25 protein-coding genes and 1 other annotated feature are annotated in these 22,028 nt (G+C 53.1%); of the genes, 8 read left to right on the top strand and 17 right to left on the bottom strand.

The annotated features are described in order from the left end of the window. The first annotated feature begins 32 nt into the window (after positions 1–32). Positions 33–860, top strand: coding sequence for a pyruvate, water dikinase regulatory protein (locus IAE30_RS15945; RefSeq protein WP_034821695.1), 828 nt, complete (start codon positions 33–35; stop codon positions 858–860). A 148-nt stretch (positions 861–1,008) separates the two neighbouring features. Next, positions 1,009–2,055 (top strand): 3-deoxy-7-phosphoheptulonate synthase, encoded by a 1,047-nt coding sequence (locus IAE30_RS15950; protein WP_200680369.1) that lies wholly within the window; start codon positions 1,009–1,011, stop codon positions 2,053–2,055. Between the two features lie 5 nt (positions 2,056–2,060). Here the strand turns inward: IAE30_RS15950 and IAE30_RS15955 are convergent, their stop codons facing one another. The 16 genes from IAE30_RS15955 to IAE30_RS16030 all read right to left on the bottom strand — a co-directional run bounded on the left by IAE30_RS15955 (position 2,061) and on the right by IAE30_RS16030 (position 16,383). Then, entirely contained in the window at positions 2,061–3,500 is a 1,440-nt protein-coding gene (locus tag IAE30_RS15955; protein ID WP_200680371.1) for a YdiU family protein, read from the bottom strand. A 97-nt stretch (positions 3,501–3,597) separates the two neighbouring features. Then, on the bottom strand, positions 3,598–4,341 hold the full coding sequence (locus tag IAE30_RS15960; protein WP_038650155.1) for an EAL domain-containing protein: 744 nt from the start codon (positions 4,339–4,341) through the stop codon (positions 3,598–3,600). Positions 4,342–4,652: 311 nt separating this feature from the next. Beyond that, entirely contained in the window at positions 4,653–5,114 is a 462-nt protein-coding gene (locus IAE30_RS15965) for an NlpC/P60 family protein (RefSeq protein WP_038647325.1), read from the bottom strand. Positions 5,115–5,182: 68 nt separating this feature from the next. Beyond that, on the bottom strand, positions 5,183–5,929 hold the full coding sequence (gene btuD, locus IAE30_RS15970; RefSeq protein ID WP_038647327.1) for a vitamin B12 ABC transporter ATP-binding protein BtuD: 747 nt from the start codon (positions 5,927–5,929) through the stop codon (positions 5,183–5,185). After that, complete coding sequence (locus IAE30_RS15975; protein ID WP_038647329.1) at positions 5,930–6,475, bottom strand: glutathione peroxidase; 546 nt, start codon at positions 6,473–6,475, stop codon at positions 5,930–5,932. It lies immediately after the preceding gene. Positions 6,476–6,514: 39 nt separating this feature from the next. Beyond that, positions 6,515–7,498 (bottom strand): vitamin B12 ABC transporter permease BtuC, encoded by a 984-nt coding sequence (btuC, locus tag IAE30_RS15980; RefSeq protein WP_038647331.1) that lies wholly within the window; start codon positions 7,496–7,498, stop codon positions 6,515–6,517. Between the two features lie 90 nt (positions 7,499–7,588). Next, on the bottom strand, positions 7,589–7,960 hold the full coding sequence (locus IAE30_RS15985; protein WP_038647333.1) for a DUF2502 domain-containing protein: 372 nt from the start codon (positions 7,958–7,960) through the stop codon (positions 7,589–7,591). A gap of 191 nt (positions 7,961–8,151) precedes the next feature. Beyond that, a complete protein-coding gene (gene ihfA / locus IAE30_RS15990) occupies positions 8,152–8,454 on the bottom strand; it encodes an integration host factor subunit alpha (protein ID WP_007892687.1) in 303 nt (100 codons plus the stop codon). A gap of 4 nt (positions 8,455–8,458) precedes the next feature. Further along, entirely contained in the window at positions 8,459–10,846 is a 2,388-nt protein-coding gene (gene pheT / locus IAE30_RS15995) for a phenylalanine--tRNA ligase subunit beta (RefSeq protein WP_200680373.1), read from the bottom strand. A gap of 14 nt (positions 10,847–10,860) precedes the next feature. After that, on the bottom strand, positions 10,861–11,844 hold the full coding sequence (pheS, locus tag IAE30_RS16000) for a phenylalanine--tRNA ligase subunit alpha (protein ID WP_038647337.1): 984 nt from the start codon (positions 11,842–11,844) through the stop codon (positions 10,861–10,863). Between the two features lie 71 nt (positions 11,845–11,915). Further along, positions 11,916–12,041: a sequence feature (Phe leader region), on the bottom strand. Then, positions 11,992–12,036: a pheST operon leader peptide PheM gene (gene pheM, locus IAE30_RS16005; protein ID WP_121626058.1), complete on the bottom strand. Its 45-nt coding sequence runs from the start codon at positions 12,034–12,036 to the stop codon at positions 11,992–11,994. Its footprint overlaps the feature before it by 45 nt. 115 nt (positions 12,042–12,156) lie before the next feature. Then, positions 12,157–12,513 carry a 50S ribosomal protein L20 gene (gene rplT, locus IAE30_RS16010; protein WP_007892678.1) on the bottom strand — a complete coding sequence of 119 codons (357 nt, stop codon included), beginning with the start codon at positions 12,511–12,513 and terminating at the stop codon, positions 12,157–12,159. 82 nt (positions 12,514–12,595) lie between these two features. Then, positions 12,596–12,793, bottom strand: a complete 198-nt coding sequence (rpmI, locus tag IAE30_RS16015) for a 50S ribosomal protein L35 (RefSeq protein ID WP_006118955.1) — start codon at positions 12,791–12,793, stop codon at positions 12,596–12,598. A 99-nt stretch (positions 12,794–12,892) separates the two neighbouring features. Further along, a complete protein-coding gene (infC, locus tag IAE30_RS16020; RefSeq protein WP_034821726.1) occupies positions 12,893–13,444 on the bottom strand; it encodes a translation initiation factor IF-3 in 552 nt (183 codons plus the stop codon). A 4-nt stretch (positions 13,445–13,448) separates the two neighbouring features. After that, entirely contained in the window at positions 13,449–15,377 is a 1,929-nt protein-coding gene (thrS, locus tag IAE30_RS16025) for a threonine--tRNA ligase (RefSeq protein ID WP_038647340.1), read from the bottom strand. Between the two features lie 244 nt (positions 15,378–15,621). Then, positions 15,622–16,383, bottom strand: coding sequence for a YdiY family protein (locus tag IAE30_RS16030; RefSeq protein ID WP_200680375.1), 762 nt, complete (start codon positions 16,381–16,383; stop codon positions 15,622–15,624). Between the two features lie 328 nt (positions 16,384–16,711). Here IAE30_RS16030 and ghoS point away from each other — a divergent pair, with 328 nt between their 5' ends. Further along, a complete protein-coding gene (gene ghoS / locus IAE30_RS16035) occupies positions 16,712–17,005 on the top strand; it encodes a type V toxin-antitoxin system endoribonuclease antitoxin GhoS (protein ID WP_231647374.1) in 294 nt (97 codons plus the stop codon). Positions 17,006–17,094: 89 nt separating this feature from the next. Beyond that, complete coding sequence (locus IAE30_RS16040) at positions 17,095–17,988, top strand: fructosamine kinase family protein (RefSeq protein WP_038647344.1); 894 nt, start codon at positions 17,095–17,097, stop codon at positions 17,986–17,988. Positions 17,989–17,992: 4 nt separating this feature from the next. Here the strand turns inward: IAE30_RS16040 and IAE30_RS16045 are convergent, their stop codons facing one another. Next, positions 17,993–18,529 carry a YniB family protein gene (locus IAE30_RS16045; protein WP_045813963.1) on the bottom strand — a complete coding sequence of 179 codons (537 nt, stop codon included), beginning with the start codon at positions 18,527–18,529 and terminating at the stop codon, positions 17,993–17,995. Positions 18,530–18,672: 143 nt separating this feature from the next. On the opposite strand from IAE30_RS16045, the gene hxpB reads away from it, so the two are divergent. The 4 genes from hxpB (at position 18,673) to IAE30_RS16065 (ending at position 21,911) form a co-directional block, all read left to right on the top strand. Then, positions 18,673–19,341, top strand: coding sequence for a hexitol phosphatase HxpB (hxpB, locus tag IAE30_RS16050; protein WP_045813962.1), 669 nt, complete (start codon positions 18,673–18,675; stop codon positions 19,339–19,341). Positions 19,342–19,575: 234 nt separating this feature from the next. Then, positions 19,576–20,412 (top strand): 5-dehydro-4-deoxy-D-glucuronate isomerase, encoded by an 837-nt coding sequence (gene kduI / locus IAE30_RS16055; protein ID WP_045834223.1) that lies wholly within the window; start codon positions 19,576–19,578, stop codon positions 20,410–20,412. Between the two features lie 12 nt (positions 20,413–20,424). Further along, positions 20,425–21,186 (top strand): 2-dehydro-3-deoxy-D-gluconate 5-dehydrogenase KduD, encoded by a 762-nt coding sequence (kduD, locus tag IAE30_RS16060; protein ID WP_038647352.1) that lies wholly within the window; start codon positions 20,425–20,427, stop codon positions 21,184–21,186. Positions 21,187–21,320: 134 nt separating this feature from the next. Further along, complete coding sequence (locus tag IAE30_RS16065) at positions 21,321–21,911, top strand: metal-dependent hydrolase (protein ID WP_038650160.1); 591 nt, start codon at positions 21,321–21,323, stop codon at positions 21,909–21,911. Positions 21,912–22,028 lie beyond the last annotated feature (117 nt).

The raw sequence follows: 22,028 nt of genomic DNA on the forward strand, positions 1-22,028 counted from the left end.
TACGCAAAAGTAAATGAGAGGGGATTTCGCCTATGAGCACTGAGCGCAGTGTGTTCTACATTTCAGACGGTACCGCCATTACCGCGGAGGTATTGGGGCATGCCGTTCTGTCGCAATTCCCTGTGAACATCAATAGCGTAACCCTGCCCTTTGTTGAGAATGTTCAGCGAGCTCAGGCGGTTAAGGCGCAGATTAACGCGCTGTATCAGCAAAGCGGCGTACGTCCGATTGTGTTCTTTTCCATCGTCACCCCGGATGTGCGCGAAATCATTCTGGAAAGCGAAGGCTTTTGTCAGGACATCGTGCAGGCATTAGTGGGCCCGTTGCAAAGTGAACTGGGCGTTGCTTCAATGCCAGTGGCGCACCGAACCCATGGTCTGACGGCGAGCAATCTCGGCAAATATGATGCGCGTATTGCCGCAATTGATTACACCCTGGCGCACGATGATGGTATTTCACTGCGTGGTCTGGAGGATGCGCAGGTCATTTTGCTCGGCGTCTCTCGCTGTGGCAAAACACCCACCAGCCTCTATCTGGCCATGCAGTTTGGTGTACGTGCGGCAAACTATCCCTTTATCGCCGATGACATGGATAACCTGAAATTGCCGCCGGCGTTACGCGCCCATCAACATAAGCTGTTTGGATTAACTATCGATCCTGAACGTCTGGCGGCGATTCGGCAAGAGCGTGCAGAGAATACCCGTTATGCCTCAATGCGCCAGTGCCGGCTCGAAGTGGGAGAAGTGGAAGCGCTCTTCCGCACGCATCAGATTCGTTACCTTAACAGTACCAACTATTCGGTCGAGGAGATTGCCACCAAAATCCTCGACATTATGGGTTTGCGCCGCAGCATGTATTAATCTGTACGCCAGGCCGTAAAGCCTGGCTTCCGTCTTGTTTCGCTCACCTTTCTTTTTAGCGGGTTGAATTCGCGGCCTATTGGTTTATTGTGACCACCATCACTTCCCGGTATTTCACCGTTGCGAAGAACAGATTTTGAGAATCCCAATGAACAAGACTGATGAACTGCGTACTGCGCGCATCGGCAGCCTGCTAACGCCCGCTGCGCTTGCGCAAGAACACCCCATTTCACCGGAGGTGGCGGCCACCGTCACCGCTGCGCGCCAGCGTATTGCACGCATTTTAGCCGGCGAAGATCCACGCCTGTTGGTGATTATCGGCCCGTGCTCGCTACACGACCCTAAAGCCGCGCTGGAATATGCCGAACGCCTCAACGTGTTACGCGAACGTTATCAGGACCGTCTGGAAATCGTGATGCGCGCTTACTTCGAAAAACCGCGCACGGTGGTCGGCTGGAAAGGATTGATCTCAGATCCGGATCTGGATGGCAGTTTCGACGTTAATCGCGGCATCGCCATTGCCCGTAAACTGTTGCTGGATATCAACGCCACCGGTATGCCGACCGCCACCGAGTTCCTCGATATGGTGATCGGCCAGTTTATTGCTGACCTGATCAGCTGGGGCGCCATTGGTGCACGCACCACAGAGAGTCAGATACACCGAGAAATGGCTTCGGCGCTGTCGTGCCCCGTTGGTTTTAAAAACGGTACGGACGGCAATGTGCAAATCGCGGTGGATGCCATTCGCGCCTCACGCGTCAGCCATATGTTCCTTTCGCCGGATAAGCACGGTCAGATGACGATTTATCAGACCAGCGGCAATCCGCATGGTCATGTCATTCTGCGCGGTGGTCGTCAACCTAACTACCACGCCGAAGATGTTGCGGCCGCGGCCGCAAATCTGCGTGACTTTAATTTGCCGGAACAGCTGATCATCGACTTCAGCCATGGTAACTGCCTGAAACAGCATCGTCGCCAGCGCGATGTTGCGGATGATGTGGCAGCACAGATTCGTGCGGGATCACGTGCGGTCGCAGGCGTGATGATTGAAAGCTTCCTGCAGGAAGGCAATCAGAAAGTGGTGAGCGGTGAACCGTTAAACTACGGTCAGTCCATTACCGATCCCTGCCTGAGCTGGGAAGAAAGCGCCGAAGTGCTGGAGAAACTGGCTGCCGCGGTCGACAGCCGTTTTTAATCACCTTAGCTGGAGCAACTCACCTCCAGCGTTTTGCCCCACTCTGGCGGCCGTTGGCGTAACTCTGCGCTGACGGCCGCATCATCAAATGGCTGCTGTAAGGCCAGATGGAGCCGCTCCAGCGCCGCCTTCTCACCCTGCTCAACTTCTTCAATCACCTGCTGTGCCAGATAATTGCGCAACACCAGCGCCGGGTTGGCCGCTTTCATGACCTGCTGGCGTTGTTCGTCTGATGCCTCATCCTGCAGCAGGCGTTGACGATAGCCGTCGTACCAGTGGTCAAACGCCTCGCGGTCGATAAATTCATCACGCAGCGGCGAACGCTGTTGATGCTGCTGCGTCTCACTCAGTAAGCGGAAGGTCAGCGTGTAATCGCTTCGCTCTTGTGTCATCAGCGACAGCAGTTGCGTCAGAATCGCGTTGTCATTGGCATCGGCAGTCAGAAGACCCAGTTTAGCGCGCATCTTCTCACCCCAGACCCGCATTAGTTCCGTTTCATACTGGCTGAGCGCCTGTTTTAACTGATCCGTGCTCATCAACCCTGACAATGCATGCGCCAGACGGTTGAGGTTCCACAAACCAATCATCGGCTGATTCTCAAAGGAATAACGCCCCTGATAATCGCTGTGATTGCAGATGAATCCGGGCTGGTAATCATCAAGGAAGCCATACGGACCATAATCCAGCGTCAGTCCGAGGATCGACATGTTGTCGGTGTTCATCACGCCATGCGCAAAGCCTACGCTCTGCCATTGGGCGATCAGGCTGGCAGTGCGTTTCACGATATCGGTAAACCACAGCACATAGCGGTCAGCGTCATCGCTTAGCTGCGGCCAGTGATGATGAATGGCGTAATCCGCCAGTTGCCGGACCTTATCCTGCTCGCCGCCATAGTAAAAATGTTCAAAGTGACCAAAACGCAGATGACTCTCAGCGATGCGCATCAGCATTGCCCCGCGCTCCTGCGTTTCACGCAGCACCGGCTCATCGCCAATCGCCAGCGCCAGCGCGCGAGTGGTGGGAATCCCCAAATGATGCAGCGCTTCCGAAGCCAGGAACTCACGCACACTGGAACGAATCACCGCCCGGCCATCCCCCATACGCGAATAGGGCGTTAATCCCGCCCCTTTCAAATGCCAGTCGAGTCTACGTCCGTTCGTCAGTTGCTGTTCGCCCAGCAGGATGCCACGCCCATCGCCCAGTTGGCCGGCCCACACGCCAAATTGATGTCCGCTGTAAACCTGTGCCAGCGGTGCCATACCTGGCAGTAGCTCACGACCACTCCAGACGCCGTGCCCCTGCCCAATGAAGAGCCCGGCATCCAGTTCCATTTCTGCCGCCAGCGGCGCGTTATGATAGAACAGACGCCCGCCTTCCAACGGCGTTGGCATCAGCGCCGTATAGCATCCCGACAGCTCTTGCTGCCAGCTGTTAATAAATTGCATCACCACTCCAGAAGGTGCACACGAAAAGCACCGACAGTGAGTTTAAAGAATAGGGTTCAGTGTAACGCTGGGCGTCAGCGGATGACAGTTGAAAGGACTACTGCTGTGAAGGGGTATGCGAAGTCACATCAGGATAAATAAGATCACCTAACCGTTCCGCTTTGACAACCGGGAACAAATTGCCTTGCAGTTGAGCTCCGCTCAGCGTGCTGACTTTCTCCAGCATGGCGTTATCGTCAACACCACATATTATGAGCTGATCGGCATAATCTGAGAAATTATCGATGACCGTTTGGATAAAGGGTGTAAAAGATGCACGTTTAGCCAGGCCTTGTATAAAGGTTTTATCCAGCTTCAGTACACTAAAGAGATTATCGTAGACTGCGGTCGCAGGTGCTTTACCCGCACCAAATTGGGAAAGCGATAAACGGAATTCCTGCTGTAATGTGGCCAGAAGTGGCTGCGCTTTTCCGCGCGCTAATTGCGGAAACGTTTCGCTAATATCGAGAATAATAAAAGGAAGTTGTTTAAATTTCCTTAACAGAAATTCACTTCCAAGCAGCGTTAACGCCATCGAATCATCAATACGAACCAGAGCGGTAATTTGATGTAGCTCAAAAAAGTCACGGTACTTTTCCAGTAAAGAAAGCTGGCTCTGCATTAACCGTAATTGCTGCGCATCGTCTAATTGCGGCAACAGCAAATCCTGCGGCAGCGTAATTGGTGCGCTGTCGTGGACGAATTGCGTCACCAGCTCGACCGCAGTCAGCTGGCCCGCCAGTGTATAAACTGGATAGAACCAGGTTTCCGACTGATAGTCGGCAGATAAATGGACTTTCATTTTAGCAGCCAGAAGCAGTGGCAATTGGCGCATCGTATATCAATGAAAACGGTCAGGCAATAGGACCAAACGTTAGAAGAGACGCAATTTTGTGCCTGATTAAACCGTTTTAAGCCATAAATAAAACTTAAGCCAAATAACCGGGGTGGTTGTCCATACTCATTAAATAAATTCAGTCTTATTTTTAGTATTAATGCGGTCGCAGGTAAAGTGCCATTTTAAATGAGAGTTAAATTCGAGGGGAATTCAATAATATATCGGCTGAAAAACCATAAAGAGAATAGGTCATTCAGCACTGGTATGGTAATCACTCAGATACGACGTGCCTGCCAAAATACCTTGCGCCAATAGACGTTATCCAGTGAAGAGCGAATCACGCCCTGGCTGGTAGAAGCGTGGATAAAGGTGTTATCGGTATCGTAAATACCCACATGCAGGCCATTCTCTCCACTGCCCGTTTTAAAGAAGACCAGATCACCGGGCAGCAAATCGCGTTTATCAATGCGTGTGCCAATATCCGTCTGGTCGACGGTAGAACGCGGCAGTTGCATATCGAATTTATCGCGGAAGGTCAGATAAACAAAACCAGAGCAGTCTACACCGCCTCGACTTAATCCGCCGTAGCGATAAGGCGTGCCACGCCAGCGACCTAACTGATCGTTGAGTTGGGCAATCACGGTGATGGAATCAGAAAGACGGCCATTCGGCGGCGGCGCGTGATGGCTACTACACCCAGCCAGCAGCAGCATCAGAAGAAATACCGTTATTCGCATCAGAATGTCCCTAAATCCGTCGCCCGGATGACACTTTAGCGGCAAATCTGCTTAACAGGCAATGTTATTCAGGGAATAAACAGCAGAGGGCCTTGCGGCGTATCCAATTGTTCAAACTCGGTTTGGTACAAAGGGGAGAGATTGGCGGCGGTGAGGACTTCCCGCGCACGTCCCTGCATGACCACTTCCCCCTGATGCATCAACCCTACGCGGTCAGCATGGCGCAGACTGTGGTTAAGATCGTGGCCGCTGGCAATCACCGCGATACCGGCGCGGCACAGCTGGAGCAGCAATTTGTCCACGGCTCGCTGCTGTGCGACATCCAGCGCCGTCAGTGGCTCATCCAGAATTAAAAGCTTGCCGTGAGGATTGATCGCTGGATGGATTTGCATCACCACCGCCGCCAGCCGCACGCGCTGCCATTCGCCTCCGGAGAGCTGCGTCAGCTTACGGGTTAATTTGTCCTGTACGCTGAGTTGCGTCAGCACATCATTGAGTGTGACATCTGCCTGCGGCGACGCCGAAGAGAAATGCAATCGTAGATAGTGCCAGACGGGCATGGTCCCTAACGCGGCCTGTTGTTGCGGTAACCAGGCACGCCACTGAGCCAGCGCGGACCCGCTTAAGCGGCTCAACGACATTCCTGCAAGCTGAATCACGCCTTGAGCCGGTAATAATCCCGACAGCGCACTGAGCAAAGTACTTTTTCCCGCGCCATTCGGGCCCACCAGATGTATCCATTCACCCGCATTGACGCTGAGATCAACCGGAGCCAGACGTCCCGCGACGCTGACTCCCTGACACTGCAACAGCATTTACTCTGCCAGCGCCTGCTCAACGCGTTTCAGGATGATCGGATCATCAGGCGTCATATCCGGAGAAAAACGCGCAATCACCTTGCCCTGTTTGTTGATGAGGAATTTTTCGAAGTTCCACAAAATGTCGCCCTCAGCTTTAGGTGCACGACCTTTACTCACCATACGCTCGAGGAAACCGCTGCCTTCAGGACGTTCGGCTTCCGGCTGCGCTGCCGTTAACTGCGCATACAGCGGATGACGATCTGCACCGTTCACATCGGTTTTATCGAACATCGGGAAAGTCACACCATAAGTGGTGCTACAGAAGGTTTTGATCTCTTCGTTGCTGCCCGGCTCCTGCTCCAGAAACTGGTTGCACGGGAAACCCAGCACGCTAAAGTTTTTGTCCTGCCAGGCTTTCTGCAGTGATTCAAGTTGCTCATACTGCGCCGTCAGCCCACATTTTGACGCCACGTTGACCACCAGCAGTACGTTGTCCTGATACTGTGCCAGTGTCGTTTTTTCGCCGTCCAGGGTAACCAGTTCTGTCTGATAAATGCTCATTGTCGATTCCTGTTGTTGAGACCAAGATGCCAGCCATTGCTAGCGCGAAGATTTCACTAATAGCACGATAAACAGCGGTGCGCCGAGGGTGGCGGTGACCACGCCAATCGGCAGCTCTGCCGACGTCAGCACCAGTCGGGCGATAATATCTGCCCCGAGGAGCACCGCAGCCCCTGCCAGCGCCGAGGCGGGCAGCAGGTAACGATGATCGCTAAAACCGCTTAAGCGTAACAGATGAGGGATGACCAATCCGACAAACCCGATGGCACCGGCCATCGCCACGCTGGTGCCAACCAGCCAGCCCATCGCCAGCACTAACAGGTTGCGCCATAACAACAACGGCAGGCCTAGCTGACGCGCTGAGGTTTCCCCCAGTGAGAGTAAATTCAGCGTCCGCGCGGTGGCGGTAAGCAGCAGAGTAACCGGCAACAGCGCCAGCATCATCCAGCCATAGCGCCAGTCAATACCGCCAAAGCCGCCCATCATCCAGTACATTAACTGCCGCAGATCGAGGCTGGTGCTAAAGTACACGGCCCATGTCATCACTGCGCTACAGATAATGCCGAGCGCGACCCCCGTGAGCAATAAGCGGCTGGCTGAAAGCTGACGATGGGCAAAGTGCAGCAGGATCAGCGTGATCAATAATGCGCCCGCCATCGCCGCCAGCGCCAGGCTCCATAACGAGCCATTGCCCAGCATGACACCCAACACTAACCCAATGCCCGCGCCATTTGATACGCCAAGCAGGCCGGGTTCTGCCAACGGATTGTTGAACAGCGCCTGCATCACCACACCACACACCGCCAGTGCTGCGCCCACCAGTAGCACGGCCAGCGTCCGCGGTAAGCGTAACTGCCAGACGAAGAGATCACCCTTCGATGAAAACCATTGGGTTGGGGAAATCCAGCTGTCTCCGGCACACAGACTGAGTACAAACAGCAGTAGCAGAGTGGCACTCAGCAGCATTAGCCAGCGCTGGCTGCGACGATCGGCCTGATAAGCAAGCTGGTCCAACAGAGTCATAGATGAGATTGGCTGAGAAAACAGAGATTTGATTGTAGTGAGATTGTGGCAAAAAGAAAGCGGCACCGAGTGGGTGCCGCTGAGCAATGCTTACTGATGAGGCGGGATCGGTTGACCGTGATTATCACGCTTATCGTGGTTATCGTGGTTATCACGCGGGTCATGATGCTGGTCGCGCGGCTGCGGTTTGTTATCGTGGCGCGGCGCATTGCCCGGGTGCTGTGACTGCCAGCCGTTACCGTTCCAGTAACCGTGTGGGCCTTTCATGCCAACACGCTGATTGTGGTGCTGTTTCCACCAGGTTGGCGCTCGCCAGTCGTAGCCATCCCAATAGTAGCCACGTTTATCCTGATCACCGATATGAATAGAGACACCCGGTGTGTTGATGTTAACGGAAACATTGGCGCTAGCCAGCAGCGGCATGCCTAACAGGATGCCCAGTAAAAGTGCTGTCTTTTTCATCAGCAATACCCCTTGTTATGTGATGGCGCTGTTATAACAAATGGATTGCGACAGTCACTATCAGCCAGTGCCGATTTTCATCCTATTTTCCGCATACTTACGAAATCCTGACATTATGGAAAAATTGCGCAGAATGGCTATCTTGCAGCCAATAAAAAAGGCCGCTAAGCGGCCTTTTTGTCATACTGAAATTAGTCAGCGTCCTTCGGTGTCGCGTTCTCAACGCGACTTTTCAACTTCTGTCCCGGACGGAAGGTCACCACTCGGCGGGCAGTGATAGGAATATCTTCCCCCGTCTTCGGGTTACGGCCCGGACGTTGGTTTTTGTCACGCAGATCAAAATTACCAAATCCGGACAGTTTAACCTGTTCTCCGTTCTCCAACGCGCGGCGAACTTCTTCAAAGAAGAGCTCAACCAACTCTTTAGCATCGCGTTTGCTCAACCCGAGTTTTTCAAACAGGTACTCTGACATTTCAGCTTTTGTAAGCGCCATAGGTTCAATCCCTCAAGGTTGCCTGGAATCGCTCTTTTAATGCCGCAACGCATTTGGCAACGGTCGCGGCAATCTCCTCTTCTTCGAGTGTCCGGCTGGTATCCTGCAAAATCAGGCTAATCGCGAGGCTCTTTTCGCCCTCGTTCACGCCCTTACCACGGTACACGTCAAACAAGTTTACGCCAACTACCTGATTTACGCCAACTTTCTTACACTCCGCGATGATATCTGCTGCGGGCACGTTTTCAGCCACTACCACAGCGATATCACGACGGTTCGCCGGGAAGCGTGAAATCTCGCGCGCGTCAGGCAGGACGCGGTCTGCGACCTTATTCCAAAGCAGTTCAAACACTAAGGTGCGGCCGTTGAGATCCAGCTTACGTTCCAACTCCGGATGAACCACTCCGATAAATCCGATTCGTTCGCCGCATAAATAAATTGCCGCGCTCTGTCCTGGATGCAGTGCCGGATTAGCTTCTGCACGGAAAGAAATCTCATCAAGTTTACCGGTCAAATCCAGTAGCGACTCTAAATCGCCTTTTAAATCATAGAAGTCAACTGTCTGGCGCGCCAGATCCCAATGCTCTTCGTAACGATTACCGCTCAGAACCCCCGCCAGCATAAGATCCTGGCGAATACCGAGATCGGCTTGCGTATCAGGAACAAAGCGCAAACCGCTCTCAAACAGGCGTACGCGGCCTTGCTGACGGTTCTGGTTATACACCACTGCACCAAGCAAGCCGGTCCACAGCGACAGGCGCATCGCCGACATATCGCTGGAAATTGGGCTAGGCAGAATCAGCGCTTCTTCGCCTGGATGCAGCAACTGCTGCACTTTGGGATCAACGAAGCTATAAGTAATGGCTTCCTGATAACCTTTATCGACGAGCAGGTTACGCGCCCGCTTCAGCGACAAATCCGCTTCGCGATGCTGAGTCATGATCAGGTTGGCTTTCACTGGCACGTCTGGGATGTTGTTGTAGCCGTACACGCGGGCCACTTCTTCAACCAGATCTTCCTCAATCGCCATATCGAAACGCCAGCCTGGCGCAACGGCTGTCCACTCGCCATTGCCCACGCTCACTTCGCAACCCAGACGCGTCAGGATATCGGTGACCTGCTCATCGGCGATCACGTGACCAATCAGACGGTCCAGCTTTTCGCGACGCAGCGTGATAGTGGCGCGCTCAGGCAATTTACTGGCGTCGGTTTGATCGATAACCGGACCTGCTTCACCACCGCAGATGTCGAGCAGCAGCTGGGTAGCACGCTCAATGGCTTTGAATTGCAGCGCCGGATCAACACCACGCTCGTAACGATGCGACGCATCGGTATGCAGGCCCTGACGACGTGCACGGCCGGTGATCGCCAGCGGTTCAAAGAAGGCACACTCGAACAGCACATTTTTGGTTTCTTCGTTCACACCAGAGTGTTCACCACCAAAAATGCCGCCCATCGCCAGCGCTTTTTGATGGTCAGCAATCACCAGCGTATCGCTGCTGAGTTTGGCTTCGGTGCCATCCAACAGCGTCAACACTTCGCCCTCTTCCGCCATGCGCACCACAATGCCGCCGTCAATGCGGTCGAGGTCAAAGGCGTGCATTGGCTGACCCAGTTCCAGCAGAACGTAGTTGGTGATATCTACCACCGGGTCGATAGAACGGATTCCACAGCGACGCAGTTTTTCACGCATCCACAGTGGCGTTGCCGCTTTTACGTTAATTCCTTTCAGCACGCGGCCCAGATAACGTGGGCAAGCCTCTGTGGCGTCCACGCGAATCGGGAAGGTATCGGTGATTGTTGCCTTAACGGGCTCAATCGTTGGCTCAGTGAGCGGCAAACCGTTGACCACCGCCACATCGCGCGCGATGCCGATAATACCGAGGCAATCAGCACGGTTAGGCGTCACACTGATTTCAATGGTGTTGTCATCCAGTTGCAGATAGCTGCGGATATCCGTGCCAATCGGTGCATCAGCGGGCAGTTCAATAATGCCGCTGTGATCGTCGGAAATACCCAGCTCAGAGAACGAGCACAGCATGCCTTCTGAAGGCTCACCGCGCAGTTTCGCGGCTTTGATTTTGAAATCGCCTGGCAGCACAGCGCCGACGGTCGCCACGGCGACTTTCAGGCCCTGGCGGCAGTTTGGCGCGCCACAAACGATATCCAGCAGGCGCTCGCAGCCCACGTTGATTTTGGTCACACGCAGTTTGTCGGCGTTCGGGTGCTGGCCGCACTCCACCACTTCACCCACGACCACGCCATGGAACGCACCGGCGACAGGATCCACGCCGTCCACTTCCAGGCCGGCCATGGTGATTTGCTCAGACAGCGCAGCGCTGTCCAGGGCTGGATTTACCCATTCGCGTAACCAGAGTTCACTGAATTTCATTGGATAACCTGCCCTTATTTAAATTGTTTGAGGAAACGTAAATCATTTTCGAAGAAGGCGCGCAGATCGTTCACGCCATAACGCAGCATGGTGAGACGCTCCATCCCCATGCCGAAAGCGAAGCCCGAGTAAACTTCCGGATCGATGCCGACATTGCGCAGAACATTTGGATGCACCATGCCGCAGCCCAGCACTTCCAGCCACTTGCCGTTTTTACCCATCACATCCACTTCTGCGGAGGGTTCAGTGAACGGGAAGTAAGAAGGACGGAAGCGAATCTGCAGGTCTTCTTCAAAGAAGTTGTTCAGGAAATCGTGCAGCGTGCCTTTCAGATTGGTGAAGCTGATGTCTTTATCAACAATCAGGCCTTCCATCTGATGGAACATTGGGGTGTGCGTTTGATCGTAGTCGTTACGATACACGCGACCTGGCGCGATGATGCGGATCGGTGGCTGCTGGTTTTTCATGGTGCGGATCTGCACGCCAGACGTCTGGGTGCGCAGCAGACGGGTGGCATCGAACCAGAAGGTATCGTGATCAGCACGCGCCGGATGGTGGCCGGGAATGTTGAGTGCGTCGAAGTTATGATAGTCATCTTCGATTTCCGGACCCGTGACCACCGCAAAGCCCAACTCGCCGAAGAAGTTTTCGATACGGTCGATGGTGCGGGTCACCGGGTGCAATCCACCGTTCTCAACGCGACGACCAGGCAGCGAGACATCGATGGTCTCTGCGGCGAGGCGCGCATTCAGTTCAGCGCTTTCCAGGGTGTTTTTACGCTCGGTAAGGCGGTCTTGTACCTGCTGCTTCGCTTCGTTAATCACCGCGCCTGCTGCCGGACGGTCTTCCGCTGGCAGTTCACGCAGGGTGGTCATTTGCAGCGTCAGGTGCCCTTTCTTACCCAGGAATTCGACGCGCACGGCGTCCAGGGCGGCGATATCCGACGCCTCGTCGATAGCGGCCGTGGCACGGGCCACCAGGTCTGCGAGTTGGGACATGATTTCCTCTTCTTCCAGCCGGGCTGGTCAGTTCTTGTAAGGACCGTGAGATCCGATTAAGTGTCGCCAGAAACAAAAAAGCCTCCACGAGGGAGGCTTTCAGCGCGATTTTTCGTTTCTTTTCTTATGCGCAAAAGCCCCCGATTGTCAGGCGCTAAAGTAAAAAAAGAAACGGAAAATAGCAGCGTGCATGCTTGCGTTACCTTGTCTTGATAGAAACCGCACTATTGAAAAGCCCAGCGGTTAAAATGTCAATCTTTTGCGTGAGTTGCAGGCAATAAAAAAGGGAGCAAGCTCCCTTTTTCATCTGACTTACGCCAGAGCTGATTTTGCTTTTTCGACCAGTGCCGTGAAGGTCACTTTGTCGAATACAGCGATGTCAGCCAGAATCTTACGGTCGATTTCAATAGAGGCTTTTTTCAGGCCATTGATGAAACGGCTGTAAGAGATACCGTTCTGACGGGCCGCAGCGTTGATACGCGCGATCCACAGCTGACGGAACTGACGCTTACGTTGACGACGGTCACGGTAAGCATACTGACCAGCTTTGATAACAGCCTGGAAAGCAACGCGGTAAACACGTGAACGTGCACCGTAGTAGCCTTTAGCTTGTTTTAAGATTTTCTTGTGACGTGCGCGAGCAATTACACCACGTTTTACGCGAGCCATGTGAGCTCTCCTATATCATATTCTGTGATGCCCTATTCCCTGCAGTACGCAAAGTGTTCAGGCAGATTTATAAAAAGTTTACTTATGCGTACGGCAGGCAGGCAACAACCAGACCCAGATCGCCTTTAGACACCATGCCTTTCGGACGCAGGTGACGTTTACGCTTGGTAGACTTCTTAGTCAGAATATGACGCAGGTTCGCGTGCTTACGCTTGAAGCCGCCAGAAGCGGTCTTCTTGAAGCGCTTAGCCGCGCCACGGACAGTTTTAATCTTTGGCATTTTTACAAATATCCACTTCGCATTGTTAATAAAATGAATCAGACAGGCGAATAAAATTCCGCACAGCGCGAACGCTGCGCGGCATTATTACTTGAAGGCCTACTGTTTCTTCTTCGGTGCGAGCACCATGATCATCTGGCGGCCTTCGATCTTAGTCGGGAAGGACTCGACAATGGCCAGATCCAGATCTTCACACAGGTCTTTACGGACGCGGTTAAGCACTTCCATACCGATCTGCTGGTGCGCCATTTCACGACCACGGAAACGCAGCGTGATTTTGGCTTTATCGCCCTCTTCCAGAAAGCGAATCAGGTTGCGTAGTTTGACCTGATAGTCGCCATCATCGGTACCAGGACGGAATTTGATTTCCTTAACCTGGATAACTTTCTGCTTCTTCTTCTGTTCCTTAGAAGACTTACTCTTTTCATAAAGGAACTTGCCGTAATCCATAATACGGCAAACCGGCGGTTCGGCGTTCGGGCTGATTTCAACTAAATCTACGCCAGCTTCTTCGGCTTTCTCAATTGCTTCGCGCAATGTCACAATGCCAAGTTGCTCGCCGTCTACGCCAGTTAAGCGCACTTCGGTAGCACGGATTTCGCCGTTGATACGGTTCGGACGCGTCGGTTGTACTCGTTTTCCGCCTTTAATAACCTTATTCCTCTAATTGGTGAAGATGTCGGCTGCGAATCTCTTGTTGCAGCTTCTCAACAAACACATCTACGTCCATGCTCCCGAGGTCTTTACCACGGCGGGTGCGCACGGCAACTTTGCCTGCTTCCACCTCTTTCTCACCGCAAACCAGCATATAAGGGACGCGACGTAATGTGTGCTCGCGGATTTTAAAGCCTATCTTCTCGTTTCTCAAGTCTGCTTTGACACGAATGCCAGCTTTCTGCAATTTCTTTGTCAATTCACTGACATATTCTGCCTGACTGTCGGTAATATTCATCACCACAGCCTGCACCGGGGCCAGCCAGCTCGGGAAGAAGCCCGCGAACTCTTCGGTCAGGATGCCGATAAAGCGCTCCATTGAACCGAGAATCGCACGGTGAATCATGACCGGCGTCTGACGATCGTTGTTTTCGCCCACATAAGTGGCGTCCAAACGTTTTGGCAGGGAGAAGTCTAGCTGAACGGTGCCGCACTGCCATGCGCGGTCGAGGCAATCGTACAGGGTAAACTCAATTTTCGGGCCGTAGAAGGCACCCTCTCCTGGCTGATATTCGAACGGAATTTCGTTCTCCTTCAGCGCTTCTGCTAAATCCACTTCCGCACGGTCCCACATTTCATCGGTACCGATACGTTTCTCCGGACGGGTCGACAGTTTCACCACGATTTTTTCAAAACCGAAGGTGCTGTACATGTCGTAAACCATGCGGATACAGCTGTTCACTTCATCACGAACCTGATCTTCAGTACAGAAGACGTGCGCATCATCCTGGGTAAAACCACGAACGCGCATCAGGCCGTGCAATGCGCCTGAAGGCTCATTACGGTGGCAGCTACCAAATTCCGCCATACGCAGCGGCAGGTCACGGTAGGATTTCAGACCCTGATTAAAGATCTGAACGTGGCCAGGGCAGTTCATTGGCTTGATGCAATATTCACGGTTCTCTGAAGAGGTGGTGAACATCGCTTCTTTGTAGTTTTCCCAGTGGCCGGTTTTTTCCCACAGCACACGGTCCATCATGAACGGACCTTTCACTTCCTGGTAATCGTACTCTTTCAGCTTGGTACGGACGAACACTTCCAGTTCACGGAAGATGGTCCAACCGTCGTTGTGCCAGAACACCATACCTGGCGCTTCTTCCTGCATATGGTACAGGTCGAGCTGCTTACCGATTTTACGGTGATCGCGCTTCGCCGCTTCTTCCAGACGCTGCAAATAGGCAGCCAGCTGCTTCTTGTCGCCCCACGCTGTACCGTAAATACGCTGCAGCATTTTGTTGTCGCTGTTGCCGCGCCAGTAAGCACCGGAGATTTTCTGCAGTTTGAAGTGATGGCAGAAACGCATGTTCGGCACGTGCGGACCGCGGCACATGTCGATATATTCTTCATGATGATACAAACCAGGTTGATCATCGTGGCTGATGTTTTCGTCAAGAATGGTGGTTTTGTAGCTTTCGCCACGCTCAGCAAACACGTCACGCGCTTCCTGCCAGCTCACCTTCTTCTTCACAACATCGTAATTAGTCTCAGCCAGCTGGTGCATACGCTTTTCCAGCAGCTCAAGATCTTCCTGCGTCAGGGTGTGATCCAAATCGACGTCATAATAGAAGCCGTTATCGATCACCGGACCAATCGCCATTTTGGTATTCGGCCACAGCTGTTTAATTGCATGCCCTAACAGGTGAGCACAAGAGTGACGAATAATTTCCAGACCGGCTTCATCTTTGGCGGTGATAATGGCCACCTGAGCATCTTCGGTGATCGGATCAACCGCGTCCACCAGCTCGCCATTAACACGACCGGCAATGCAGGCTTTCGCCAGACCCGGTCCAATATCCAGAGCGATATCCATCACGCTGACCGGACGGTCAAATACGCGCTGGCTGCCATCAGGAAGAGTAATTACTGGCATTTCATATCCTTAATTGCAGTGGTAAGCCACACGAAAGCCTACATGCAACATTGAGTTCTGTTTGAGTAACCCGGCGTAATGTCAGACCCACGTTGTCGGAATGACGCCAGGAATGTAAAGCGCCGGAGATAATAGCAGCTTTCTGCCGCGATCTAAACCCGCGAAAAATGCGCTAAGCCATCGACAGATAAAAAAAAACCGCTGCGCGGCGCAGGCCGGCAACGGTTTCTTCATCACGGCTCGCTTACATCGCGTAAGAAAGCTGGATGGTGGTTTTGGTGTCGGTACGATCCGGCGCAGACTCTGGCGGATTGTTATTCCAGGTCACGTTGTAAGCCAGCTTCAGCGCAAAGTGCGAGTTAATCGCTACCTGCAAGCCGGTTTCGGAGTTCACCGTCGTGTCATCACCGAAGCTGCTCAACACTGACACACCCTGAATGAACTTGGTGGTATCCGTCAGCTGCCATTGATAGCTCACCGCACCATAGCCCAGGGCTTTGGTTTCGTGGCCACCCGCGTGGAAGTCATCATAACGAACACCTGGACCGAATTCAGCACGCAGTGAATGCACCGGGCCGTTAAGGATCTGGCGACCGTAACCTGCGGTCAACACATCGCGTGAGTCATAACCGTTGAAACGGTCGCTCAGCCAGCTTGCCTGGCCGAACAGGTAGTCAGCACTGTTCATGTTGTAACGAGTACGACCACCCAGGCTGTAGGTCTCTGACGAACGCTCATCGTTTGAGGAGTTGTTCGCGGCATTACCCCAGAGACTGTAAGCGGTGTTGGTCTGATACCAGGTCATGTTGGTCGCAGCACTCAGCGCTGAACTGGTGGTGTTACCGGTTTGAGCCAGATATCCCGCTGACGCGCTGCCTTCAAACGGTTTTTTTGCCGTTGAAGGGTCATCCATGGAGGTAAAAACGGTGTTATCAGCTAATGCCTGGTGACAAAATGCTCCAGCAGAGAGCAATACAACAGCGGACAGCTTATTAAAGGCTTTCATTAAATGTGACCCGTACGGCAGTTTAAAAAAGAGTGAGTCTGAAGAGTTTTCCCGGCCAATCAATGCAATTTACGGTAAGTTTTGTAAAAAAGTATGAAGGTGCCAGAAATACCAGGTTCCGCGCTGGAACCGCATGGTTAATAGGAGCTTTCCCATTTCCGCTGCGCATTATAAGAGGCAATTAACCAAATAGCAGCCCAATTGATACAAGAATTTTCTGAAGCCTGTTGACGCAGATTTACGCCTCCTTTCCCCTCCCAGTTGCGCAGAATTCGCTCTATTCGCAGCGCTGGTCTACGCTGGAATTTGTTCCATAACAACGAGGTGAATGATGAGTGACCACGACCTGAAACGTTACATTGTCACGCTAAGCTATTCGGATGAGAGCTTAGGCGATCTGCAATCTCTGAACAGTGTGATGGTCAATGGCGGTTACACCACGACCCTGCATGACGACGAGGGCCGTTCACATGAATTGGGGACCAACAGTTTTGGCATCATCACTGCCCTGGAACAACACGAGATTGCGGAACACGCAGCCGGGCTGGCCGATGTTGCTTTGCACCGCCAGGCAGAGGTGAAAATCAGCACGCTTTCCGAATTTCTAAAGGCAAAACCCTGACGCGCCACAAATAATCGCCCCACCACTGGTTTTGCTGAAGTTTTGAGCGCTACAATCAAACTTACGCAGCGAATAAAGAGGATTACCCAATGTGGTCAGCCATTAGTCGTCTGTTAAGCGAACACGCCGGTGAAGCTGAAATCACTGAACGTTACGAACTCCCTGGCGGCGATGTGCATCCTGCCTGGCGCCTCCGCTACGGCGATCTCGACGTTTTCGTAAAATGTAATACGCGCGATATGCTCACCCTGTTTAGCTGGGAAGCGGATCAGTTGGGGTTGCTGGCGCGGACACAGACGGTCCGGGTGCCAAAAGTGTATGGCGTCGGGAATGACCGCGACAGCAGCTTTTTACTGTTGGAGTATATTCAGCCAGAGGCGCTGAACGAACACAGCGCCTTCCAGCTTGGCCAGCAGTTAGCTCACCTGCATCAATGGAGCGAGCAACCGCAGTTTGGCCTCGATTACGATAACAACATCACCACCTCGCCCCAGCCCAACAGTTGGCTACGCCGCTGGTCGGTGTTCTTTGCTGAACAGCGTATTGGCTGGCAACTACAGCTGGCCGCTGAGAAAGGGGTGCAATACGGCAATACCGAACTGATCGTCGATTGCGTGCAACGCGCGCTGGCCAATCATCATCCTCAGCCTTCTCTATTACACGGCGATTTGTGGCCTGCTAACTGCGCGGATAGCAGCAGTGGGCCATGGCTGTTTGACCCCGCCTGCTATTGGGGCGATCGGGAGTGCGATCTCGCGATGTTGAATTACTACGTCGAATTGCCACGCCAGATTTACGAGGGATATCACTCGGTGTGGCCGCTGGCAGAAGGGTTTTCGCAACGACAGCCTGTGTACCAGCTCTACTATTTGCTCAACCGCGCCAACGTGTTTGCCGGTAACTGGACAAACGCCGCACAATTCGCGATTGACCAGTTGTTAAATGAAGATGCATTGGGACAACGTCAGGCCAGGCCGGCCTGACGCCTTACAGCATGCCCAGTAATTTCAGGACAAAATAACCCGCAATAGCAATCACGATTGGCAGGATATAGAGCGGGAAAACTTGCAGCAAAATAGTATGTCGCGGGACATGGATCTTCTCTTCCAGCTGCGCACGTGTGCGTCCTTCTGCTCCTTTGGCTTGTTCAAGAATCAACTGATCCTCAATACCTTCCTTGATGTGACGCGACTGACGCCACATGCGCGCGCCTGACGCCTGCAGCGCAATGCCGACGAAAATCAGGATGTAGATGATCCAGAAGCCAATATTGGCACCACCATTAAACTCCGGTACCGGTGAATTTTGCCAAAACAGGTTCAAAAACGGCGTGTTGAACTTGATCATGTCGACCATGACATGGACAAAATCGAGCATCACGGCATCAATGCCCGGCTGCTTTTCACTGTGTTTAAACATGAAGCCGAGAATTGAAATAATGGTGGATAGCAGCGCCGGAATAAAAATTACCCAGCCAGCCACTCGCTTAAGGATGGCGATGCGGCCAGCCTGTTGGTAAGTCATGGTGTCTCCCTTCACATACAGTAGTTTTGCCCTAAGTCTACCTGCACTGCGGCTTTTTTTCCTGAAAAATGCGTAACCTGCCGTGAGTCGGATCTACCGGCTGCACATGGTATGGTAGGGCAAATTTCAAACGGAGCTGTTGTATGTCTTATCGTCGCCCGGTGTTGGCCGCTATTTTTGATATGGACGGATTGCTGATCGATTCTGAACCCCTGTGGGATCAGGCGGAACTGGATGTGTTTGCCAGTTTGGGGGTGGATATTACCCGCCGCCATGAACTGCCCGATACGCTGGGTTTGCGCATCGATCAAACCGTCCGTATGTGGTTTGAAGCCCTGCCGTGGAACGGCCCGGATCAGGCGGAAGTCACGCAACGTATCATTGCCCGCGCACTGGCATTGGTTGAGGAGACGCGTCCATTACTGCCCGGCGTTGAACAGGCATTGCAACTTTGCCAGCAGCAGGGATTGAAGATCGCCCTCGCCTCAGCGTCACCGCTGTTTATGCTGGAGCGCGTGCTGGAGATGTTCGACCTGCGCAAATACTTCGACGCCATTGCTTCAGCCGAAGCCCTGCCTTACAGCAAACCTCATCCACAGGTCTATCTGGATGCGGCGGCGAAGTTGGCGGTGGATCCGCTGAACTGTGTGACGCTGGAAGATTCGTTTAATGGCATGATCGCCACCAAAGCCGCGCGCATGCGTTCGATTGTGGTGCCTGCAGCCGAGTACGCGGATGATGCGCGTTGGGCGCTGGCCAATGTGAAGCTGGCGAATTTGACCGAGCTAAAAGCTGAGCATCTGTTCAATTAATTCTGATACGCCTGTGTCGGGCCAGGACGCAGCCCATCCACTCTCGTTGCCCACCTGTGGGCAACGCTTTCCATTGTTCCTCTGAATACTCACTACGGCAATAACCGCGCGTATTTGATCGCCCACACAATTAAATAAAACAACGTTTCATTTTTATTGAATTCATATCCCATCCTGCCTAAGATGCCCAAATACCCACTTCGGGACACTTCCTTTAACTTTGAGAGGTCTGAGATGGACGTTCGTCAAAGCATTCATACTGAGCATGCAAAAAATCTGGACACCGCCGGATTACGTCGCGAATTTTTGATCGAGAAAATTTTTGAAGCCGACAATTACACCCTCACTTACAGCCACATTGATCGCATCATCATTGGGGGTGTAATGCCAATTCAGCAGTCGGTGACGATCGGTGAGGAAGTCGGCAAACAGCTGGGCGTCAGCTATTTTCTCGAACGCCGCGAACTGGGCGTGATCAACATTGGCGGACCGGGCTTGATTGACGTCGATGGCAAAACCTGGGAGGTGGGCCATCAGGAGGCGCTGTATGTGGGCCAGGGTGCCAAAAGCGTGGTTTTCCGCAGCAGCAACGCCAATCTTCCAGCGAAGTTTTACTACAATAGCGCACCCGCACATACCCGTTATCCGGATAAAAAGATTACCCTGCAGGATGCAGTCAAAGCCACGTTAGGCGATGCTGCGACCTCAAACCGTCGCACCATTAATAAATTTATCGTGCCGGATGTGTTACCTACCTGCCAACTCACCATGGGACTCACGCGTCTTGATGACGGCAATCTGTGGAACACCATGCCGTGTCACACTCATGAACGTCGCATGGAAGTGTACTTTTACTTTGATATGGCAGATGACAGCGCCGTTTTCCACATGATGGGTCAGCCGCAGGAAACGCGCCATTTACTGGTGCACAACGAGCAGGCGGTGATTTCACCGAGCTGGTCAATCCATGCCGGTGTGGGGACACAGCGCTATACCTTTATCTGGGGCATGGTGGGCGAAAACCAGGTGTTCGATGACATGGATCACGTCAGCATCAGCGCGCTGCGCTAACAGGAGCGGAAGATGATTCTTAACGCATTTAATCTTGAAGGCAAAATTGCGCTGGTCACCGGCTGCAATACCGGTTTAGGTCAGGGGATGGCCTTAGGGTTAGCGCAAGCCGGCTGTGACATCATCGGCGTTAACCGTGCCGGTCCTGCCGACACACAGGCTAAAGTTGAAGCCCTGGGGCGCCGCTTTTGGTCGATTCAGGCCGATTTGACTCAGCCGAAAGGGGTGCCGCAGATTGTTGAGCAAGCCGTGGCTCAGGCAGGACGTATCGATATTCTGGTGAATAACGCGGGCATCATCCGCCGTGAAGATGCGCTCAACTTCAGCGAGCAGGACTGGGACGATGTGATGAACATCAACAGCAAAAGCCTGTTCTTCCTGTCTCAGCAGGTGGCGCGTCAGTTTATTGCTCAGGGCAACGGCGGGAAAATTATTAATATCGCCTCAATGCTCTCCTTTCAGGGCGGCATCCGCGTGCCCTCTTACACGGCGTCGAAAAGCGCGGTGATGGGTTTAACGCGGCTGATGGCCAATGAGTGGGCGAAACACGGCATTAACGTGAATGCCATCGCTCCTGGCTACATGGCGACCAATAACACCGAACAACTGCGCAATGATGAGTCGCGCAATGAAGAGATCCTTGGGCGCATCCCTGCCGGACGCTGGGGTGTTCCGGATGACATGATGGGTCCGATCGTGTTTCTGGCTTCTGACGCTGCAGATTATGTGCACGGCTACACGCTGGCCGTCGATGGTGGATGGTTAGCACGCTAACCTGTTCTTTTCCCGCGTCATTATGACGCGGGAAAGCGAAAAATATTAACGCTTCGTTACAGCGTCACCGTTCTATTTCACTGGATAAATCCCTATACTGGATGCATCGACAGTTTTTGCAGCCAGGTTTCATCATGACGGCCGAAGGCCATATCATTTTTGCCATTGCCAGCGCGATTTTTGCTAAGCGTGCGGAGCTGACGCCAGTCATGGCCAGCGCCGACTGGTGGCATCTCGTGCCTGCTGCACTACTGACCTGTCTGCTGCCTGATATTGACCATCCTAAATCTGTGTTAGGCCAGCGCCTGAAATGGATCTCGCAACCTATCGCTCGCGCCTTTGGCCATCGTGGATTTACTCACAGTTTGCTGGCGGTGGCGGTCAGCCTGTGGCTATTCCAGATTAACGTCCCGGCGGACTGGTTCCTGCCTGCCGATGTCTTACAGGGGATGACGCTGGGCTATCTCAGTCACATCGTCGCCGACATGTTGACCCCCGCAGGCGTCCCCTTGCTGTGGCCGTGCCGCTGGCGTTTCCGTTTGCCGCTGCTCAACAGCCAAAAAGGTAATCAGCTGGAGCGCGCACTTTGCCTCGCATTGGTCGGATATGCACTGTGGTTTCCCGCTGGCATGCCCTCTTTTGGTGCCAACGGTTGGCCCGAGCAACTGTTTAATACGCTGCAAAATGGTGTCGGTCGGCTGGTTAATGGTCAAAACGGTCAATAATCAGGCAAATCAATCAATAAAGTTATAACCCATTCCTTTTGAGTATAAGCCTGCACTTTCCTGAACTGGTAACATTCCTGACATTCCCTGACGGGAACTTACTGTTTTCCGTGCCAG

It is taken from the genome of Pantoea sp. S61, from assembly GCF_016625145.1.
In the GTDB taxonomy this organism is placed as follows: domain Bacteria; phylum Pseudomonadota; class Gammaproteobacteria; order Enterobacterales; family Enterobacteriaceae; genus Pantoea; species Pantoea rwandensis_B.

What these genes read in the sequence shown, in the direction of transcription:
- IAE30_RS15945 (WP_034821695.1), top strand. Translation starts at nt 33, where the DNA reads ATGAGCACTGAGCGCAGTGTGTTCTACATTTCAGACGGTACCGCCATT.
- IAE30_RS15950 (WP_200680369.1), top strand. Translation starts at nt 1,009, where the DNA reads ATGAACAAGACTGATGAACTGCGTACTGCGCGCATCGGCAGCCTGCTA.
- IAE30_RS15955 (WP_200680371.1), bottom strand. Translation starts at nt 3,500, where the DNA reads ATGCAATTTATTAACAGCTGGCAGCAAGAGCTGTCGGGATGCTATACG.
- IAE30_RS15960 (WP_038650155.1), bottom strand. Translation starts at nt 4,341, where the DNA reads ATGAAAGTCCATTTATCTGCCGACTATCAGTCGGAAACCTGGTTCTAT.
- IAE30_RS15965 (WP_038647325.1), bottom strand. Translation starts at nt 5,114, where the DNA reads ATGCGAATAACGGTATTTCTTCTGATGCTGCTGCTGGCTGGGTGTAGT.
- btuD (WP_038647327.1), bottom strand. Translation starts at nt 5,929, where the DNA reads ATGCTGTTGCAGTGTCAGGGAGTCAGCGTCGCGGGACGTCTGGCTCCG.
- IAE30_RS15975 (WP_038647329.1), bottom strand. Translation starts at nt 6,475, where the DNA reads ATGAGCATTTATCAGACAGAACTGGTTACCCTGGACGGCGAAAAAACG.
- btuC (WP_038647331.1), bottom strand. Translation starts at nt 7,498, where the DNA reads ATGACTCTGTTGGACCAGCTTGCTTATCAGGCCGATCGTCGCAGCCAG.
- IAE30_RS15985 (WP_038647333.1), bottom strand. Translation starts at nt 7,960, where the DNA reads ATGAAAAAGACAGCACTTTTACTGGGCATCCTGTTAGGCATGCCGCTG.
- ihfA (WP_007892687.1), bottom strand. Translation starts at nt 8,454, where the DNA reads ATGGCGCTTACAAAAGCTGAAATGTCAGAGTACCTGTTTGAAAAACTC.
- pheT (WP_200680373.1), bottom strand. Translation starts at nt 10,846, where the DNA reads ATGAAATTCAGTGAACTCTGGTTACGCGAATGGGTAAATCCAGCCCTG.
- pheS (WP_038647337.1), bottom strand. Translation starts at nt 11,844, where the DNA reads ATGTCCCAACTCGCAGACCTGGTGGCCCGTGCCACGGCCGCTATCGAC.
- rplT (WP_007892678.1), bottom strand. Translation starts at nt 12,513, where the DNA reads ATGGCTCGCGTAAAACGTGGTGTAATTGCTCGCGCACGTCACAAGAAA.
- rpmI (WP_006118955.1), bottom strand. Translation starts at nt 12,793, where the DNA reads ATGCCAAAGATTAAAACTGTCCGTGGCGCGGCTAAGCGCTTCAAGAAG.
- thrS (WP_038647340.1), bottom strand. Translation starts at nt 15,377, where the DNA reads ATGCCAGTAATTACTCTTCCTGATGGCAGCCAGCGCGTATTTGACCGT.
- IAE30_RS16030 (WP_200680375.1), bottom strand. Translation starts at nt 16,383, where the DNA reads ATGAAAGCCTTTAATAAGCTGTCCGCTGTTGTATTGCTCTCTGCTGGA.
- ghoS (WP_231647374.1), top strand. Translation starts at nt 16,712, where the DNA reads ATGATGAGTGACCACGACCTGAAACGTTACATTGTCACGCTAAGCTAT.
- IAE30_RS16040 (WP_038647344.1), top strand. Translation starts at nt 17,095, where the DNA reads ATGTGGTCAGCCATTAGTCGTCTGTTAAGCGAACACGCCGGTGAAGCT.
- IAE30_RS16045 (WP_045813963.1), bottom strand. Translation starts at nt 18,529, where the DNA reads ATGACTTACCAACAGGCTGGCCGCATCGCCATCCTTAAGCGAGTGGCT.
- hxpB (WP_045813962.1), top strand. Translation starts at nt 18,673, where the DNA reads ATGTCTTATCGTCGCCCGGTGTTGGCCGCTATTTTTGATATGGACGGA.
- kduI (WP_045834223.1), top strand. Translation starts at nt 19,576, where the DNA reads ATGGACGTTCGTCAAAGCATTCATACTGAGCATGCAAAAAATCTGGAC.
- kduD (WP_038647352.1), top strand. Translation starts at nt 20,425, where the DNA reads ATGATTCTTAACGCATTTAATCTTGAAGGCAAAATTGCGCTGGTCACC.
- IAE30_RS16065 (WP_038650160.1), top strand. Translation starts at nt 21,321, where the DNA reads ATGACGGCCGAAGGCCATATCATTTTTGCCATTGCCAGCGCGATTTTT.